At 40.4% G+C, this 18,586-nt stretch carries 14 protein-coding genes; 12 read left to right on the plus strand and 2 right to left on the minus strand.

Going from position 1 to position 18,586, the window contains the following annotated elements; all coding sequences use genetic code 11:
- Nucleotides 1–107: 107 nt before the first annotated feature.
- Nucleotides 108–2,309, minus strand: a complete 2,202-nt coding sequence (gene priA / locus KP803_RS07935) for a primosomal protein N' (protein WP_248008292.1) — start codon at nt 2,307–2,309, stop codon at nt 108–110.
- A gap of 282 nt (nt 2,310–2,591) precedes the next feature.
- Between priA and rpmE the strand changes: the two genes are divergently transcribed.
- Nucleotides 2,592–2,807, plus strand: a complete 216-nt coding sequence (gene rpmE / locus KP803_RS07940) for a 50S ribosomal protein L31 (RefSeq protein ID WP_248008293.1) — start codon at nt 2,592–2,594, stop codon at nt 2,805–2,807.
- Between the two features lie 316 nt (nt 2,808–3,123).
- Complete coding sequence (locus tag KP803_RS07945; RefSeq protein ID WP_248008294.1) at nt 3,124–4,413, plus strand: malic enzyme-like NAD(P)-binding protein; 1,290 nt, start codon at nt 3,124–3,126, stop codon at nt 4,411–4,413.
- Between the two features lie 161 nt (nt 4,414–4,574).
- Here KP803_RS07945 and metJ read toward each other — a convergent pair whose 3' ends face one another.
- A complete protein-coding gene (gene metJ / locus KP803_RS07950) occupies nt 4,575–4,895 on the minus strand; it encodes a met regulon transcriptional regulator MetJ (RefSeq protein WP_248008295.1) in 321 nt (106 codons plus the stop codon).
- A 295-nt stretch (nt 4,896–5,190) separates the two neighbouring features.
- Here metJ and KP803_RS07955 point away from each other — a divergent pair, with 295 nt between their 5' ends.
- From KP803_RS07955 to KP803_RS08000, 10 genes are all read left to right on the plus strand, one after another.
- Nucleotides 5,191–6,381 (plus strand): O-succinylhomoserine (thiol)-lyase, encoded by a 1,191-nt coding sequence (locus KP803_RS07955; RefSeq protein WP_248008296.1) that lies wholly within the window; start codon nt 5,191–5,193, stop codon nt 6,379–6,381.
- Between the two features lie 3 nt (nt 6,382–6,384).
- The gene (locus KP803_RS07960; protein ID WP_248008297.1) at nt 6,385–8,796 is read left to right on the plus strand and encodes a bifunctional aspartate kinase/homoserine dehydrogenase II; all 2,412 of its coding nucleotides are present in this window, start codon (nt 6,385–6,387) and stop codon (nt 8,794–8,796) included.
- Nucleotides 8,797–9,006: 210 nt separating this feature from the next.
- The gene (locus KP803_RS07965) at nt 9,007–9,435 is read left to right on the plus strand and encodes an arsenate reductase/protein-tyrosine-phosphatase family protein (protein ID WP_248008298.1); all 429 of its coding nucleotides are present in this window, start codon (nt 9,007–9,009) and stop codon (nt 9,433–9,435) included.
- Between the two features lie 484 nt (nt 9,436–9,919).
- The gene (locus KP803_RS07970; protein ID WP_248008299.1) at nt 9,920–11,059 is read left to right on the plus strand and encodes a polysaccharide export protein; all 1,140 of its coding nucleotides are present in this window, start codon (nt 9,920–9,922) and stop codon (nt 11,057–11,059) included.
- A gap of 104 nt (nt 11,060–11,163) precedes the next feature.
- Nucleotides 11,164–13,329: a polysaccharide biosynthesis tyrosine autokinase gene (locus KP803_RS07975; protein WP_248008300.1), complete on the plus strand. Its 2,166-nt coding sequence runs from the start codon at nt 11,164–11,166 to the stop codon at nt 13,327–13,329.
- Nucleotides 13,330–13,618: 289 nt separating this feature from the next.
- Nucleotides 13,619–14,059, plus strand: coding sequence for an acyltransferase (locus tag KP803_RS07980; protein ID WP_248008301.1), 441 nt, complete (start codon nt 13,619–13,621; stop codon nt 14,057–14,059).
- Nucleotides 14,056–15,270, plus strand: coding sequence for an oligosaccharide flippase family protein (locus tag KP803_RS07985; RefSeq protein ID WP_248008302.1), 1,215 nt, complete (start codon nt 14,056–14,058; stop codon nt 15,268–15,270). Before KP803_RS07980 ends, KP803_RS07985 begins: the two co-directional genes overlap by 4 nt.
- 1 nt (nt 15,271) lies before the next feature.
- Entirely contained in the window at nt 15,272–16,387 is a 1,116-nt protein-coding gene (locus tag KP803_RS07990) for a glycosyltransferase (protein WP_248008303.1), read from the plus strand.
- Nucleotides 16,384–17,580 (plus strand): hypothetical protein, encoded by a 1,197-nt coding sequence (locus tag KP803_RS07995; protein ID WP_248008304.1) that lies wholly within the window; start codon nt 16,384–16,386, stop codon nt 17,578–17,580. Before KP803_RS07990 ends, KP803_RS07995 begins: the two co-directional genes overlap by 4 nt.
- Nucleotides 17,577–18,494 (plus strand): glycosyltransferase, encoded by a 918-nt coding sequence (locus KP803_RS08000; RefSeq protein WP_248008305.1) that lies wholly within the window; start codon nt 17,577–17,579, stop codon nt 18,492–18,494. Before KP803_RS07995 ends, KP803_RS08000 begins: the two co-directional genes overlap by 4 nt.
- Nucleotides 18,495–18,586 lie beyond the last annotated feature (92 nt).

An 18,586-nucleotide genomic window follows, 5' to 3' on the forward strand; every position in this document is an offset into this window, starting at 1 on the left:
ATTAACACATTTTGCATTAGATGCGTGATGTGCCTCACAACTCATTCGTTTGTCATTTTCGAACTTAGTTACAAGTCACAGTTTGTCGCGTCCCTGACTACATCCATTTAACTTAAATCTTGCGGTTCTATATCAATTGACCAACGAACTTTCTTCGCTGCAGGAAGTAACTGAATAGCAGGTTTGGCACTCATTAGTAGCTTTTGCATCAACGAGCGAACCTCTGTTTGTAACAACAATTGCCAACGATACTTCCCTGCTCTTTTTGCCAAAGGCGCAGGCGTTGGGCCAAGTACCATGCAATATTCGTCAAATAACGGATGTGCCTCTAACGTATGACGAACCTGACGTAAAAACTCTTCCACCAGCTGATTGTCATTCGCTTCAGCTCTAAATAACGTTAAGAAACTATAAGGGGGAAGGAGCGCCATTTTGCGCTCTTGTAATGCCGTTTTGGCAAAGTGCCCATAACTTTGATGAAGTAGTGCTTGCAACAATTCATGCTCAGGGTGATGGCTTTGTAAAATGACTTCTCCTGGCTTGCTTGCGCGCCCCGCTCGCCCTGCCACTTGAATAAACAGCTGAGCTAATCGCTCAGAAGCCCGGAAGTCACTGCTGTAGAGTGAGCCATCAACATCCAATAAACCCACTAAGGTGACATCGGGAAAATGATGCCCTTTGGCCAGCATCTGAGTACCAATTAAGATCTGATATTCACCACGACGAATCGACTCTAGCGCATTTTCTAAGCTGCCTTTTCGGCGAGTGCTGTCTCGGTCAATCCGTATGGTTTTGTATTCTGGGAACAGCTCTAATAGCTGAGTCTCTAGCTGCTCTGTTCCCACACCAACGGTCACTAGGTTAGTTGAACCGCAACCATGACACTGATGAATCACCGACTCTTGTGAGCCACAGTGGTGACAGCGAACTTCTCGACTATGTTGATGGAAAGTATAATACGCATCACAACGGTTACATTCAGCGATCCAACCACACTCATGACACATTAAAGCGGGAGAGAAACCGCGGCGGTTGAGAAAGAGCATCACCTGATTACCAGCATTGAGATGACGCCTCATTTCAGCGATGAGTGGTGCTGATAAGCCCCCTTCCAAGTAAAGACCTTTGATATCTAACACGCGATGTGTAGCGGGTTTCGCCACACCCGCTCGTTGAGTTAGCGTTAAGTGATGGTACTTACCCGTTTGTGCATTATGCAGCGTTTCAAAGGCAGGGGTCGCTGAACCAAGTACGATTGGGATTTGATCTTTATTGGCGCGCATGACCGCAACATCACGGGCGTGATAACGAAGTGAGTCTTGCTGTTTGTAGGAACCATCGTGTTCTTCATCAACAATGATGATGCCTAAATCGGAAAAAGGCGTTAACAGAGCAGAACGTGTGCCAATAATAATGCCTGCTATACCATCACGAGCAGACAGCCACGCGTTCAGTCGTTCTGTCTCATTAAGCCCTGAATGCATGACAGCGACAGGAACATTAAAACGTTTTTTGAATCGATTGATCGTTTGTGGCGTTAAACCAATTTCAGGAACCAGTACCAATGCCTGACGCTTTTTCTCTAATACTGGCTTAATCATGTTGAGGTAAACTTCGGTTTTTCCTGAGCCTGTTACCCCTTCGAGTAAATAACAACCGAAACCCGGATTACTGTTTACGGTTGCTATAGCGATGGCCTGTTCTTCGTTCAGCTTCGGCTTATCGACATCCGCCTCTATCTCTCTTGGCCATGTTTTTCGAGTTGGCTTTATCTCTTGGCTTTCAATCCACGCTTTGTCTTGTAACGTTTTTAATACGCTACTGGTGATCTCTTGATCAAGAAAGGACTGATGCGATAAAGGGCCATGCTCAAGCATGTGCATCACTTTGGCTTGTTTGACTGCTCGGCCAAACCCTTGCATTAATTGATCTCGCCCTGCCGCCGTTAACCGCCATTCAACTAACGAGGTAAAATCTGCAGGTTTGCCTTTTTTAAGTGCCGTCGGCAGTGCATTCGCCAAAGTGTCACCCAGTGGGTATTGGTAAAACTGACTGCACCAATGCAATAAGCTATACAGTTTTTCAGGCCACACTGGCGCGGCATCCAATACCTTGTAGATAGGCTTTAACTTCGAGACGTCAAATTCAGACTCGCTGACCATCGCCGTCACAATACCAATTTGACTTCTTGGCCCAAAAGGCACACTGACTCGCCCACCAATCACAGGAAAAAGGTGATTTGGAATGAGATAATCAAATTGTTTGTCCAGCGGAACGGGCAAAGCAACTCGGGCAATCGATGGGCGCATAATCGGTAGGCAACTTTTAACAACGACAAGAAACCACAGTCTAAATGATTGCTATCTATAGAGGGAAGCAAAAAACGTTTAAAAAAGTGGCGAAATAATTAGCAAATCTGTTGATCCTCAGGCTTGGATTCATTACTATACTGCGCCTTAGGATAAGGCTTGTTATGTCTTAACGGTATTTATTTCCGAGATGAGTAACATTATTATCCCATTTATTTTTTAACTACGTGTGGTGTCCGGCATAGACTCGGATGGCGACGCGGCCCAATTTGAGGTTATCCCATGAAAGCTGGAATCCACCCAGAATACAAAGCAGTAACAGCTACTTGTTCTTGCGGCAACACTTTTGAGTTCAACTCAACGCTAACTAAAGAAGCAATCCACCTAGACGTATGTGACAAATGTCACCCATTCTACACTGGTAAGCAACGTATCGTAGATACGGGCGGCCGTGTTGATAAGTTCAACAAACGTTTCGGTGCTCTTTCAAGCAAGTAATAGCTTTTGCTATACCGAATTAAGAAAAAGGACGCTCAGGCGTCCTTTTTTGTTTCTCTCAAACCACATTTCTTCCCTTCCCTCTTTTCTATTCCTATTTGACACCATAGCTAATAATTTTATTTTATCTTTACGTTAAAGTATTTTATCGTAAACAAGCTCAACTACTTAGTTTGTTCAAACTTGATCTGGTCTTATCAGCAGTCTATTCACTTCCAGCAATGATATGAGTCGCATTCTTACCTAGGCAGGTTGACTTACATCCTTTAGAATAGTGCTCCCCCTTTAGTCACATTTTCGATGAGTACACGCACCTATGTCCGATGACAACCGTCAAGAAAACTCTGCTGAGTTATCTGCACAAGAAGCCTTCCGTCAACAAGCTCTTGATTACCATGCCTTCCCTAACCCAGGTAAAATTGCTGTCGCATTAACGACACCTGCTGATTCTGCTGAAGATTTAGCGCTAGCCTACAGCCCGGGTGTTGCTGAACCTGTTCGTGAAATCGCACAGAATGTCGATAACGTCTACAAGTACACAGCAAAAGGAAACATGGTCGCAGTTATTTCTAACGGTACGGCTATTTTAGGTCTGGGTAACTTAGGGCCTATCGCTTCGAAACCTGTAATGGAAGGTAAAGCACTGCTATTCAAACGCTTTGCTGGCCTTGACTCTATCGATATCGAAGTTAAACACCGCACGATTGATGAGTTTGTCGATACGGTTGCCAACATCGCCGATACGTTTGGTGGCATCAACCTAGAAGACATCAAAGCACCCGATTGTTTTGAAATTGAGCGTCGTCTAATTGAACGTTGTGATGTTCCTGTTTTCCACGATGACCAACACGGTACCGCAATTGTTACTGCTGCAGGCATGCTTAACGCGATTGAACTTCAAGGTAAAAAGCTAGAAGAGGCAACCATCGTTTGTCTTGGTGCTGGCGCTGCGGCTGTTGCGTGTATGGAGCTTTTGATTAAGTGTGGCGCAATGCGTGAGAAGATCTACATGCTTGACCGTAAAGGTGTCATCCACACTCGTCGTGACGACCTAAACGAATACAAACAGCTTTTCGCTAACAACACCGATAAGCGTACGCTTGAAGATGTGATTGAAGGTGCTGATCTATTCTTAGGCGTATCTGGCCCGAACCTACTTCCACCAGAAGCGTTAAAATTGATGGCAGACAAACCTATCGTGTTCGCATGCTCAAACCCAGATCCAGAGATCAAACCTGAATTGGCGCACGAAGTACGCAGTGACCTAATTATGGGTACTGGTCGTTCTGACTACCCGAACCAAGTAAACAACGTTCTATGTTTCCCATTCATTTTCCGTGGTGCACTAGATGTACGTGCAAGCGAGATAAATGATGCAATGAAACTGGCTGCTGTTGATGCGATTCGTGAATTAGCGAAAGAGCCAGTACCTGCTGAAGTATTAAAAGCAGCGGGTGTTGATAGCCTTAAGTTTGGTTCTGGTTACATTATTCCAAAACCAATGGACCCTCGCCTTCTTCCACGCGTAGCGAAAGCTGTGGCTACAGCGGCTGTTGAATCAGGCGTATCACGCATTGAAATGCCGGCAAACTACATGGAGTCTTAATCGACTTTCTTTTCTTAAAGTATTCTAGGCATTAAAAAACCGCAGTCTTTTTATAAAGTCACTGCGGTTTTTTTATTTCTGTACCGTTTATTTATGTACAGCAAGCGATAGTCTTACTGTGCTAACTACATAATTAATATAGTAGCTAGCTAAGCCTTTTTTTATTCTTGGTCGTAGGCTTCAAATTCAATTCCCATCTCAGTCATCAACGCTTTCACTTCAGCGGGAATATCATCAGGGCGATCTTTACGTAAATCTTCATCGGTTGGAACTGGCTGTCCAGTATAAGCATGTAAGAATGCTTCACATAGCAGTTCGCTGTTTGTCGCATGGCGCAAGTTATTAATCTGACGACGCGTACGCTCATCGGTCAATACTTTCAATACTTTAAGCGGAATCGATACTGTGATTTTCTTTACTTGTTCGCTTTTCTTTCCGTGTTCCGCGTATGGACTAATGTATTCACCATTCCAGTCTGCCATTGCGCACCTTCGTTTTTTATTGTGTGTAATTTGGGTCAAGACGCAATTTTAGCCGGATTCAAGTCTATAAGCAAAGACATATAGACGTCTAGAAGTGTTGACGTCTTCATTTTTGAGAAGTAAAGTGTAAAAAATAGCAGTGGGAATAACATATAGCTAATGTAAGAAAACAGAGCTAACTTGGTCGGTTGGATAACCAACTATAGTACATTTCCCTACTAATAATTATTTCAAAGTCGTCAGTATCGTTAAATAAAACGATAAACAAGCGCAGTCATACACAAAGGAAGGACTTATGAGCACCCGCAAACCAGCCACTATCGCCGTTCGTACTGGTATCGAGTCAGACACACAACACCATGCCGTTGTGCCACCAATTTATCTCTCGACTAACTACGGGTTTCCAGCTTTCGGTGAAGTGCCTAAGTATGACTACACGCGCTCAGGTAATCCAAACCGTGGTTTATTAGAGACTGCTCTATTTGAGCTTGAATCTGGCAAAGGGGCGGTAGTCACCAACTGTGGTACGTCAGCTCTTAACCTCTGGGTTTCTGCATTTATCGGACCTGATGATCTTATTATTGCACCACACGACTGCTATGGTGGAACTTACCGCTTATTTAACACGCGCAGCCTTAAAGGTGATTTCAAGGTTGAGTTTGTTGACCAGTCAGATACTGAAGCCTTTGATGCCGCTATCGCTAAAAAACCAAAGCTGATTCTAATTGAAACGCCATCAAACCCTTTAGTTCGCGTTGTCGATATTGAACGAACCTGCCAAAAAGCAAAAGAAGTGGCTGCTTTAGTCGCTGTCGACAATACCTTTTTGACACCTGTGTTCCAAAAGCCTTTAGAGCTGGGTGCGGATTTTGTTATCCACTCTACAACCAAGTACATCAATGGTCACTCTGATGTGATTGGCGGTGTTGTCATCACCAAGACAGAAGAGCATGCAGAAGAGCTTGCTTGGTGGGGCAACTGCATTGGCGCGACCGGTACACCGTTTGATAGCTACATGACCCTGAGAGGTATTCGCACACTGGGTGCACGTATGCGCGTTCACGAAGAAAGTTCTCAAACCATTCTTGCTGAACTACAAAAACAAGAGTTAGTAAAAGTGATCTATCACCCAAGCCTTGAAAGCCACCCTGGCCACGACATTGCTAAAAAGCAGCAGTCAGGTTTTGGCTCTATGTTGAGCTTTGAGTTTGGTGGCTCATTTGAGCAACTCAAGTACTTTGTTGGCGAGCTTGAACTGTTCTCCCTTGCGGAATCCCTTGGTGGTGTGGAAAGTCTAATTTGTCACCCTGCATCCATGACTCACCGAGCAATGGGCGAAGCCGCTCTTGCTGAGGCAGGGGTTTCTCAGCAGCTATTACGTTTGTCGGTTGGTTTAGAAGATGCGGAAGATTTGATTGCCGACCTACAACAAGCTTTTGCTAAAACAGCAAAATTCACGTCTGAATCTAACCAGCAAGAGGCCTAATTAATGACTGTTTCACGTCAACTCCATAAGTTTGGTGGCAGTAGCCTTGCTAACCCAGAGTGTTACCTACGCGTTGTAAACATTCTAAAAGAGTACTCAGGCAACGAAGATCTCGTCGTCGTGTCCGCTGCGGGTAAAACGACAAACCATTTAATTGCATTTGTTGATGCGCTTTCAAAAGATGGTCGCATTGCTCATGAAGAGCTTCAATCGCTACGTCAATTTCAAATCGACCTGATTAATGAATTGCTCACTGGTGACGCTCAAGCACAACTACTTGCCCAGCTTAGTGATGAATTTAGCACTCTTGGCGAACTCACTGCGCCTTTAACAGAAGCGGAACGCTCTGCAGTATTAGGTCACGGTGAAGTCTGGTCTGCTCGCTTACTTGCGGCGCTACTGTCACAACATCAATTAAGCGCTGTATCTCAAGATGCACGTTCATTCTTACGCGCTGAATCAGGAACTCAACCTGAAGTGGATCGCGCAAGCTCTTACGCATTAATCAAAGACGTGCTTGCCCAACATACTCACAACCGAGTCGTGATCACAGGCTTTATGGCACAAGATAGCCAAGGCCATACCGTACTGCTTGGTCGTAATGGCTCTGACTACTCTGCGACGGTCATCGGCGCATTGGCTGAAGTCTCGCAAGTAACAATTTGGAGTGATGTCGCGGGTGTTTACAGCGCCGATCCTCGTATCGTTAATGATGCCTGCCTGCTACCTCTATTGCGATTAGATGAAGCAAGTGAACTAGCCCGCTTAGCTGCGCCAGTACTTCATAGCCGCACACTACAGCCTGTGGCTCAAAGCACCATGGATCTTCACCTTCGCTGTAGCTATCAGGCAGAATCAGGCTCTACGCGCATTGAGCGTGTTCTTGCTTCAGGTCGCGGTGCGAAAATCATCACCTCGCTTGATGAAGTACTTTTGATTCAACTCTCTTTTTCGCACAGCCATGACTTTGAACGTATTGAAACAGAAGTTCTGCAAAGCTTGAAACGCGCTCAACTTGAGCCACTAGCGTATGAAGCTCAAGCTGATCAGTATCAACTTCGCCTTGCTTATACCGCTGAAATTGCCAGTGGCGCTTTAAGCCACCTGCAAGACGCTGCCATTGAAGCGGAAATCAAACTCAAAGAGGGTTACTCACTGGTTGCCGCCGTTGGTGCTGGCGTGACTAAAAACCCAAATCACTGCTACGGCTTTTATCAGCAGCTGAAATCATCGCCTGTTGAGTTTATTTCTGAATCTCAATCAGGCTTAAGCCTCGTTGCTGTTACTCGCAAAGCTGAAGTCACGCCTTTGGTAAACTCAATTCATGCACAATTATTCCAAGCGCAAAAACGAGTGGCTATTGCTCTATGTGGTAAAGGCAATATCGGCAGTAGTTGGCTAGAGCTTTTTTCTGCGCAAAAGAGTGAACTGGAAAAACGCCGAGGCATGAGCTTTGACCTTGTCGCTGTCGTTGACAGCCAAACCTATTGGTTTGATGACCAGGGAATTGATGCGGCAAGCGTAGAGAAACGCTTTAACGATGAGTCGGTCGCGAACAATGGTCAGGAATGGATCGAGCGTCTTGGCGCAATTCAAGGCTATGACGATGTGATTGTGCTTGATGTCACGGCAAGTAAGGTTTTGGCTAACCAATACCTTGATATTGCAGCGCAAGGCATGCACCTTATTTCTGCAAATAAGGTAGCCGGTTCGGCTTCTAGCCAGTACTACAATCAAGTTCAAGATGCATTTAGTAAGATTAACCGTCACTGGTTATACAATGCGACAGTAGGGGCAGGCTTGCCAATTAACCACACAGTGCGCGACCTGCGTGAGAGTGGCGATGACATTCTGGCTCTATCAGGTATCTTCTCTGGAACGCTGTCGTGGTTATTCCAGCAATTTGATGGTTCTGTTCCCTTTAGTGAGTTAGTCGATTTAGCGTGGCAGCAAGGTTTAACTGAACCTGATCCGCGCGCTGATCTTGATGGTTCAGACGTTATGCGAAAGCTTGTTATCCTAGCTCGCGAATCTGGCCTTGAAATAGAACCTGAGAATGTAAAAGTAGAATCATTGGTGCCAAAAGAGCTTGCTGACCTACCACTGGATGACTTTCTTGATAAAAGCGCATTGCTAAGTGAAATCCTAGCAGAGCGTTTAGAGAAAGCTCAGCGTGAAGACAAGGTACTTCGATACATTGCAAGGCTTGAGAAAAATGGCTCGGCCACTGTAGGTATTGAAGCCCTACACAGAGAGCACGCATTGGCGAACCTTCTCCCTTGTGACAACATCTTCGCCATTGAGAGTAAGTGGTATAAAGACAATCCACTGGTAATTCGTGGACCTGGAGCAGGCCGTGAAGTCACAGCTGGTGCGATTCAGTCTGACTTAAATCTCCTTTCTGGGTTGTTGTAACTTTTTGCTCGAACATTTTAAGGTTACCTAAAATATAAACGAGTTAGATACCCGTCTAACTCGTTTCATCTATCTCTTCCTCCCTTGCTCTCTCTAAAGCCACCTATTGCTTTTGTTACAACTTCAAAAGCGATTATTATTTGCTAGTATTGGAACTCAGATAAGTCACTGTTAGACTCCTTACTATCTTCCCTTAAACAGCAAAAAATTATGTTCAACAAAATTCTAGTCGTCTGTGTGGGCAACATCTGCCGTTCACCATCTGGTGAATATTTACTTAAATCCCTGCTCCCCAATAAGCTCATAGACTCTGCTGGGGTTGGTGCTTTAGTAGGAAAACCTGCGGATAAAATGGCAACGCAAGTAGCATCAGATAATGGTATTGACCTTACAGATCACATAGCACAGCAGTTAACTCGCGAGCTTTGCCAAGAGTATGATTTGATTCTTGTCATGGAGAAAGGCCATATAGAAGCCGTCACCAGTATTGCCCCTGAAGCGCGTGGTAAAACTATGCTATTTGGACACTGGATAGGGCAAAAGGATATCCCCGATCCGTATAGACAAAGTCGAGAGGCATTTGACTTCGCCTATCAGTTGATTAAAGAGTCAGCAGAAAGTTGGTCGAAAAAGCTATAAGCCCCTTCTAACCATGACACTTTGTGTGGTATATTTCGTCGCCGATAAATATGCACGCAGACAGATATCAAACTGGTTATTTCGTGACCCAATTTGATTGCTAATGTGATCTTTAACACATTAATACTGCTGATATCCTTATCAGGCGTAGCTTACCTACTATCGCTTCACGGAAGAAAAAACGATTTATCAAGGATAAGCATCGACAGAGATGCACTTTGAATGTTTGACAGCACGTAGAGGCTATAATCTAAGGGCGGTAGCGAAAGTTACAAAGGTTACATTCTCTTACATTTGTAACGATATCTTAAGCAAGAACCTTAGATAAACACCTACTCTTAACCACTTTCGTGGTTTTACTCTAGAAAAATATAATGATGCTAACGATAGCTTTTCATAGCTTATCGCGGATTCGTGCATTCTCAGTTTTGAAGACACCACTTTTTTGGCTAATGAGCCAACAATACCTTAGACGTATAAAAATATGCTAACTATTAAAAAGATTCTAATCAGCAGCGTGGTTACTACTATGCTTGCTGGCTGTGCAGCGCCTGGTTCCAACCTTAGCCTAAGTGACAAAAATATTATAAACGAAAGTGAAGAGAGTGGACTAGTATCACAAATTAATGTGCATCCATTAACAGCTGATAAAGTGAATGGATTTAAAACCCCTGCAGTCATCTCTCAAACTAACCCTGCATTAGATGCAGAAATATCTTTATATGAGTACCAAATTGGCCCTGGCGATATTCTAAACATCACCATTTGGGATCACCCAGAACTGACTATTCCGGCTGGTTCATACCGAAGTTCAACAGAAGCAGGGAACTGGGTTCATGCTGATGGAACCATCTTCTACCCTTACATTGGCTTGGTTGAAGTTGAAGGTAAAACGGTAACCGAAGTACGTGAAGAGCTAGCATTAAGATTAAAAGCATTTATTGAAAGCCCACAAGTAGACGTGAATGTTGCCTCTTTTCGCTCTCAAAAAACCTATGTGACTGGTGAAGTCAATAAACCAGGTCAACAACCCATTACGAATGTTCCGTTAACCATACTTGATGCCATTAATGCCGCTGGCGGAATGGCGTCTGATGCGGACTGGCGAAACGTGACTCTCACCCGAAATGGACAAACAGACCAACTCTCTTTATATGCCTTAATGCAGCGTGGCGATCTAACCCAGAACCGCCTTCTTCGCCCAGGTGATATTGTTCATGTTCCTCGAAATGACGCTCAAAAAGTATTTGTAATGGGTGAAGTGAACGACCCACAACTGCTTAAAATAGACCGAGCAGGCATGAGCCTAACTGAAGCGCTAAGCCATGTGGGTGGCATTAACGAACTTTCAGCTGATGCGACTGGCGTTTTTGTTATAAGAGGCAATGCAACCCGAATAGATGTTTTAGGTGAGGAGCAGCCCATCGCTGATATTTACCAACTGAATATTCAAGAAGCCTCTGCCCTTGTGATTGGTACAGAGTTTGACTTACAGCCATACGACATCGTTTATGTGACAGCCAGCCCTATGGGGTTATGGAACCGTGTTATTGCACAGCTTCTACCAACCATCAACGGCTTTAATAACCTCACTGAAGGCGTAAATAGAGTCCATAACTGGTAAGTCCCATTTAAAGCCCTTCCCCACTCTTTGTTATGCGCAGTTATCTGTTAAGACAGCTGCCCTGCTATACACAATTATCCTACTGAGTAGTAAATAGAGAAATTATGAGCACTATTTCAAACCAACAACCTAAAAATAACAGCGATGTGATTGATCTGGGCAAGCTGTTTGGTCTTTTAATCGATGGACGTTGGATCATCGTTGCTGTGACCTTTCTATTTGCAACCGTTGGTATTGCTTTTGCTTTGCTTTCCACGCCCATTTTTAAAGCAGATGCTCTTATTCAGGTTGAACAAAAAAGTGGTGGTGTATCGTCTTTATTAGGTGACGGCCTTGGTGATATGTTCGCGCAAGAGTCATCAGCCACCACGGAAATTGAGCTGATTAAATCTCGTATGGTGTTAGGCCAAACCGTTGATAAACTGAATTTAACCACTATTGCTACCCCAAGCTATTTTCCTTTTATTGGTAAAGGGCTTGCAAGATTAATGGGCAATCAAGCCTATATTGATGTTGGCCGATTAGAGCTGCCTGAACGTTGGTTCTATCAACAAGATCAAAGCTTAGTGTTAGTTCAAACTGACAGTGTCAACCAAACCTTCGATCTGCTTGACTCAGAAGAGCGCGTATTACTGCAAGGTAAGGTTGGCGAGTTAGCACAAAGCGAAGGCTATAAACTGTTTGTAACTGAGCTAAATGGACAACTAGGGCAAGAGTATTCTATATCTCAAATTGCGCGTATTGATGCGATTAACCGACTGCAAGGTTCATTGGCAATTTCAGAGCGCGGAAGACAAACGGGGATTTTACAGCTTTCATTAGAAGGCGAGCACAAGCCTACTATTGAACGTATTTTGAATGATATTAGCCAGAACTACTTTTTACAGAATGTTGAACGTCAATCAGCTGAAGCAGAGAAAAGCTTAGATTTTTTAAAAAGCCACCTACCAGATATTAAAGATAGTCTGACCATTGCTGAAGATACGCTTAACCAGTTTCGCCAAGAGAACGAGTCGGTCGATTTGGGGTTAGAAGCACAATCAACGCTAAGAGTGACGGTTGAGCTAGAAAAACAACTAAACGAGCTGACCTTCAAAGAGAGTGAAGTGAGCCAACGCTACACCAAAGATCACCCAGCTTACCGATCGCTACTAGAGAAGCGCCAAACGCTACTTAACGAGCGTGAGCGTTTAAATAAACAAATTCAACGACTGCCAAAAACGCAGCGTGAAGTGTTGCGTATGACGCGTGATGTTGAAGTGAATCAGCAAATTTATGTACAGCTGCTTAATAAAGTTCAAGAGCTGAATATTATGAAAGCAGGTACTGTGGGGAACGTTCGCATAGTTGATAACGCGCAATCGTACACTCACGCTGTTAAGCCTAAGAAGCCGCTTATTGTTGTTTTAGCAACGTTACTGGGTGGCATGCTAAGTGTCGCGTTTGTTCTTGCTAAAGCCGCTTTCCATAAAGGGGTAGAGTCGCCAGATGAGATTGAAGCAATAGGCCTTCCAGTATACGCAAGTGTGCCTAAATCGGATTTGCAGATTCGCATGAGCCAAGATGCAAAGCGTAAGAAAAAATCTGGTGCAATACTGGCAGAAGAGAACCCTGCGGATTTGTCAGTAGAAGCGCTACGCGGTTTAAGAACCAGCCTTCACTTTGCGATGATGGAAGCGAAAAACAACGTACTGATGATCTCTGGCCCTGCGCCAAACATTGGTAAATCGTTTGTCTCTTCTAACTTTGCAGCTGTCGCGGCGAAAACAGGCCAAAAAGTTCTGCTAGTAGATGCTGATATGCGCAAAGGTTACCTACAAAAAGAGTTCAATCTAGATTGGGACAACGGCCTTTCAGAGTTACTTAGTGGCAAACAAAGCACCGAGAAAGCCATTAAGAAGACCCAGATTGAAAACCTAGACATTATTACCCGTGGGCAAATACCGCCAAACCCTTCAGAGCTTTTAATGCACCCTCGCTTTAAAGAGTTTGTTGAATGGGCTTCTGATAATTACGACCTAGTGATTTTAGATACCCCGCCAGTACTAGCGGTAACTGACCCAAGCATTGCAGGCGCATTAGCAGGTACCACACTAATGGTGGCTCGCTTTGGCCAAAACACTGTGAAAGAGATTGAAGTAGCTAAAGGGCGTTTTGAACAGTCAGGCATTGAAGTGAAAGGGGTAATTTTCAACGCGGTTGAAAAGACAGCTTCTAGCTCTATGGGTTATGGTTACTATAACTATGCTTATTCGAGTGATAGGGATTAGGCCATCTATTAAAAAGTGAAACGACTTTGAAAGCGAGCATCAAACACAAAAGAGCGATGTGTACAATGGGTTCTGAGTACCTTTTGAAGGTACTGACAAGCCTTTATTGACGGGGATGTTCATGATTTTTCCGGGTGAAGTAATTAGCTTGAGTTTCCCATTCAATTATTGTGCTATTAAAGTAGGTTATCATGACAAAAATAAATAGACGACAGCTCATTATCTTTTAACTTTTAACTTTTAACTTTTAACTTTTAACTTTTAACTTTTAACTTTTTGTAAGGCTAGAATGATAGAAAAATTAATCTTAAAATTTCACAGACTTAGATTTAGATTATTATATGGTTATCGTAAGGCAACTAAATGCCATATATACGGAAACTTTTCAATAATCAAGCCTTCTAATTTCATGTTTGGTGAGAACTTAAGCGTTAATGACTTTGTATACATCAATGCTACAAATAAAATATATGTAGGAGATAACGTATCATTATCAGCAGGAGCCAAATTATTATCAACCAAGTTAAACTTTAGTGATGATAAAAATATATTTGAGCATGTAAGTTCTAATATTAGTATTGGCGATAATGTTCAAGTTGGATCTGGGGCAATTATATTACCTGGAGTGAAAATTGCTGATAATGTCATAATAGGTGCTGGATGTGTCGTAACTAAAGACATTAAAGTTTCAGGTGTATATACCGGAATCCCGGCAAGAAAAATAAAGTGAAAAAATTAATAAGAAATATTATTTACCTTTCAGGAGTGAAAGGCGTCGACTTTATTATTCCGTTATTAGTTTTACCTTTTGTTTTAAAACATATCGGTCTTGAACAATACGGAATATTTAGTATTTGTCTTGTTTTTTTTAATTTCGGAATATCGCTTGCTGACTTTGGACATAACCTTACTGCGATAAAAGAAATATCAGAAAAAGATAAGAATGGAAATGCCCAGGCCATAAATCAAACTTTATCTTTTAAACTAATATGTTCCATTACTATTGTAACTATAGCGTTTATAGTTTCTCTTTCACTTGAGAACATTCCATCCACTATTGTTGCTATATTTTCACTTGCATTAATTTCAGAATCTTTATCTCTTGCCTTTTACTTTCAAGCCAAACAAGAAATGAAAGCTATTTCAATGGTTCAACTTTTTAGTAGAATCCTATCTACCGGTCTTGTTTTTATACTAGTTAATAATCAAAGTGATTTAGTGCTATATTCTGCTTTGCATGTCATGCCAAATGTAATTAATACTGTCATTATATTTTTTATGTTTTGCCGTGTGAAAGATCAGCGTCAAAAATTTAGATTTAATATTAATTTTGGCCGAATAAAAAAAGGGTGGAATATTTATTCATACCAAATGTTAAGTGGTTTGATTTTACCAATGACATCGTCTTTTATTGCAAGTGTATTTGATATAAAAGCAGTTGCTCTTTTTTCGATTTGCCAACGCATAGTTTCCTCAATGTATAGGCTCTTTGAACCTGCGGTAATTGCAATTTTCCCATACTTTTCTCGACTGTCAAAAACGGATTATTACAAATTTAAATTCCATAGCTTTATTGTTATGACTTCATTTTTTATTTGTTCTTTATTTATTTCAGTACTTTTAAATTCTTTGGGGAATGAAGTGCAACTGTATATAAATGGTGCTGTTTTTTCAAATAATGACAATAAATTATACTTTTATATGGCCTTTTTGCTTGTGCCTATGGTGATGAATTTGATAACAACACGATTACTCATCGTGATTGAAAAGGAAAAACTAATTTCTAAGGTTTTACTTATTAGTTTCATATTAATATTTTTGTCACTCTGCATTGTGTATATGATAGAACTTTCTTTACCTTATGTAAGCATATCATTGTTAGTAGGTTATTTATTTACCATGATTGTAACGATCAATATATATATTAGGAGTTTAAAGTAAAATGGAACGAAAAAAACATTTAATCTTTTGCAACTCTTTTTCTAAAGGTGGTGGGGAAAGAATAGCTGTTAATTTAGCAAATGGATTTTACAAATCAAATGAAGACGTTATCCTTTTTTCAATTGAAAACAACCAAACCTATAAAAGTGAAGATGGTATAAAAACCATAAGAAATCCATTTGCGACTAATATGCCAGTAATAGGAAAGTTAATCAATAATTTTTCAGCGTTACTCTATCTTATCTACATTGTTAAAAAACATAACATAGACGTAGTCATTAGTCATTTATTTAGAGCAAATTATATAAATATAGTAGCATCTTTTTTTTCGAAGCATACATCTATGGTTGTTACACATGGGTCTATTCTAAAGTATTTAAATGGAAAGATATCTTCAAAAATCAATCTCATTTTAATTAAAAAATTATACCCTTATGCCACAATAAAAGTTTTCTTGACTGAGCGAATGAAAGAAGACTATATAGATTATGTGGGTAATTATGACAATTACGTTATTGCAAATTGTTATGACCTAAACGAAATTAAGAATTTATCTAAGGTCAGAATTAATGACTGCCCCTTTGAACCGAAAGAGTATTTTATTTTTGTTGGTCGGTTTCATTCGGTAAAGAGGATAAATGATATATTAACTGCTTTTTCAAATAACAATCTAAATGTTTTGCTATTAGGTAACGGAGATTTACTGGAAGAATTTAAAAACAAATTTGGTAGCAATAAAAGAATCTGTTTTTTAGGGGAGAAAAAAAATCCGTTCCCATATATAAAAAATGCCAAAGCAACATTGCTAGCTTCAGAATCAGAGGGATTTCCAAATGTTCTTATTGAATCATTGAACTTAGGGGTGCCTATCATTAGCTCTGACTGTAGAACTGGGCCAAGAGAAATTCTTAAGATTAATGCGAAACTAAGCCGAAATAAAGGGGACTATATCATTAATGATATTGGAGCGATTTTTAACGTTGGTGATACCTTAGGCTTAGAAAATATTTTAATAAATTTTAATACATTTACTTTTAACTTTGACTGCATGGAAAGTAAAGTAATAGAGTATGATATAAAACAAATATCTAAAAGTTATTTGGGACTTTCCAAGTGAGATTTACACCGTTTAAAAATATAAGATCATTAGGAGACTCAGAAGCTTCCTATGATGAATTATATAGCTCATTTTATCTTCTATCTGTAGTTTTAGTTCCTATCTTTTATACATTCATTATTTTCCCTTTTTATAATAATGAAAGTTTATATCTAACATTTGCACTAGAAAATACAATATTCAATATTATAGTAGTATCTACATTTTTATTCTTGACAAGGATACGAGCTAAATTTGAATTCAATAGATTGAAAACAAAGTCTATTGACTCGCTTTACCTAATTATCACCCTATATACAATGATAAGCTTTATCTACCTTTTGGGGAATATAGCAACTTTAGGGTTGGAGTTTTATTCTGGTTGTCACTACTGTGGGCCAGTACCTTTTTTAGGTTGGGGCACGTTGAAAATTGTATTTTTCGATTTATCTGTTGTATTGATAATGTTGAGCCCGTTGGTTTATAGGCTTTATATAAGAAGAAGGATATTTATTATATTCTATATCATAACATTATCAGGGGTTCTTGCTTTTTTCTTAACTGGATCATATCGGAATCAAATATTACCAATATTATTTTGCTTCTTTGTTATTTTAATTTACAACTGGAAGTACAAAAAAGCCGCAATGTTTTCTATGTTATGTATCTCGCCTGTTCTAGCAATTGCCTATGCATTTAATCATTATTTTTCAGGCCAAGATACAGCCATTACACTCTATGAATATTTCAGCATGAATGAGTTTTTTTCTAATTATAATAACTTTATTATTTTATCTGATGGGTTTTCTTTGGATCTACCTTTTCCTGGAGCGAGTTATCTAGGCCCTATCCTACATCGACTTTCTGGGTTTATGGACACTGGTTTTCAATCATCAGCGGGCCAAATGGCCGCTTTTATGGGGACTGGTATTGGCTATGGATTTTCTCCACTGCTAGAGTCATTATTGAATTTTGGCGACTTTTTCTTTATAGGCGCAATTATAATAGGTTGTCTTCACTCGGCCATATCTAACCTTATTTTTTCAACTCAAAATAAATTATTAGCATGTGTGGTTTTTGGCTTGGCTGTTTTTTTTATTTTTAATATAAACAGAGTGGATTTCACTGCTGCGTTTAATATTTTTTTCCATAAAGTATTTTTTTTAATTCCCATCTATATTTTTGTTGATTTTAAAAGGGACATTTACCAGTGAAAGATAAGATCTCAATATTACTATCTATATACGAAGAGCCGCTGGCATGGATCAAGTTAGCGATTAACTCTATCTTAGAGCAAGAGGGGAGGGACAATTTTTTTTCTATTGAACTGATTATTGTGTGTGATAACCCTTCACTTTCTAATGACACTTTATTCCTAGAGTACTTCCAAGAGATAGATTCAGATGTGACATTAATAATGAATAAGGCTAATTTGGGATTGGCTCAGTCTTTAAATATTGCCTTTAAAGCTTCTACAGGAAATTATATAGGTAGGATGGATGCTGATGACATTTCATATTTGTCCAGATTGAGTAAGCAATTATTTTTTTTAAAGGATAACGAAGATGTAGACTTGGTTGGAGCTGGAATTAACCGGATTAATGAAGAAGGAGATACGTTAGGTGTTTCTATACTAAGTAGGGATTTCAATTTTCTTCTACCAAAATCTAAAGCACGATCTATTTGTTTTCATCCTACTTGGCTAATGAAACGTGAGCTGTTTGTCGAAATGAATGGGTATCGAAATTTTCCAAACTCACAAGATTTTGATTTTATACATCGAGTTATTTTATCGGGAAGAAAAATATCTAACGTTGAAGAACCTTTGCTATTTTACAGAATAAATGAAAACTCAATCTCACTGAGAAACTCTTATAGACAAAGGAGGTGTCAAAGATATTGCCTTGAAAATCTATATGGTGCTCAAGAGTATAATGAACATGATATGAAGTCATTTATTAACAAAAATAGCATAGGTAAATATCTACATGGTATAAGCCATAAGATATACATGAGAGGTATGTCGAAGAGGAATAATATATATAAGTTTTTTTTCGTCACCATATCCTGCTGCTTATCTTACGAACAATTTTTATACGTAATAAGGCTTATAAAGCATAATAATTAAGAGCAAACTGGCGATAATTCACCGTTATAAGGCATATATTTAAACCTGCTGACGGAAGAAACCAGCTTTAAAGCTGGGATATAATGAAGGCA

The organism is Vibrio amylolyticus, from assembly GCF_023145695.1.
Lineage (GTDB): Bacteria > Pseudomonadota > Gammaproteobacteria > Enterobacterales > Vibrionaceae > Vibrio > Vibrio amylolyticus.

Bases quoted from the DNA above. Each gene is read 5' to 3' on its own strand.
- priA (WP_248008292.1), bottom strand. From the start codon at position 2,309: ATGCGCCCATCGATTGCCCGAGTTGCTTTGCCCGTTCCGCTGGACAAA.
- rpmE (WP_248008293.1), top strand. From the start codon at position 2,592: ATGAAAGCTGGAATCCACCCAGAATACAAAGCAGTAACAGCTACTTGT.
- KP803_RS07945 (WP_248008294.1), top strand. From the start codon at position 3,124: ATGTCCGATGACAACCGTCAAGAAAACTCTGCTGAGTTATCTGCACAA.
- metJ (WP_248008295.1), bottom strand. From the start codon at position 4,895: ATGGCAGACTGGAATGGTGAATACATTAGTCCATACGCGGAACACGGA.
- KP803_RS07955 (WP_248008296.1), top strand. From the start codon at position 5,191: ATGAGCACCCGCAAACCAGCCACTATCGCCGTTCGTACTGGTATCGAG.
- KP803_RS07960 (WP_248008297.1), top strand. From the start codon at position 6,385: ATGACTGTTTCACGTCAACTCCATAAGTTTGGTGGCAGTAGCCTTGCT.
- KP803_RS07965 (WP_248008298.1), top strand. From the start codon at position 9,007: ATGTTCAACAAAATTCTAGTCGTCTGTGTGGGCAACATCTGCCGTTCA.
- KP803_RS07970 (WP_248008299.1), top strand. From the start codon at position 9,920: ATGCTAACTATTAAAAAGATTCTAATCAGCAGCGTGGTTACTACTATG.
- KP803_RS07975 (WP_248008300.1), top strand. From the start codon at position 11,164: ATGAGCACTATTTCAAACCAACAACCTAAAAATAACAGCGATGTGATT.
- KP803_RS07980 (WP_248008301.1), top strand. From the start codon at position 13,619: ATGATAGAAAAATTAATCTTAAAATTTCACAGACTTAGATTTAGATTA.
- KP803_RS07990 (WP_248008303.1), top strand. From the start codon at position 15,272: ATGGAACGAAAAAAACATTTAATCTTTTGCAACTCTTTTTCTAAAGGT.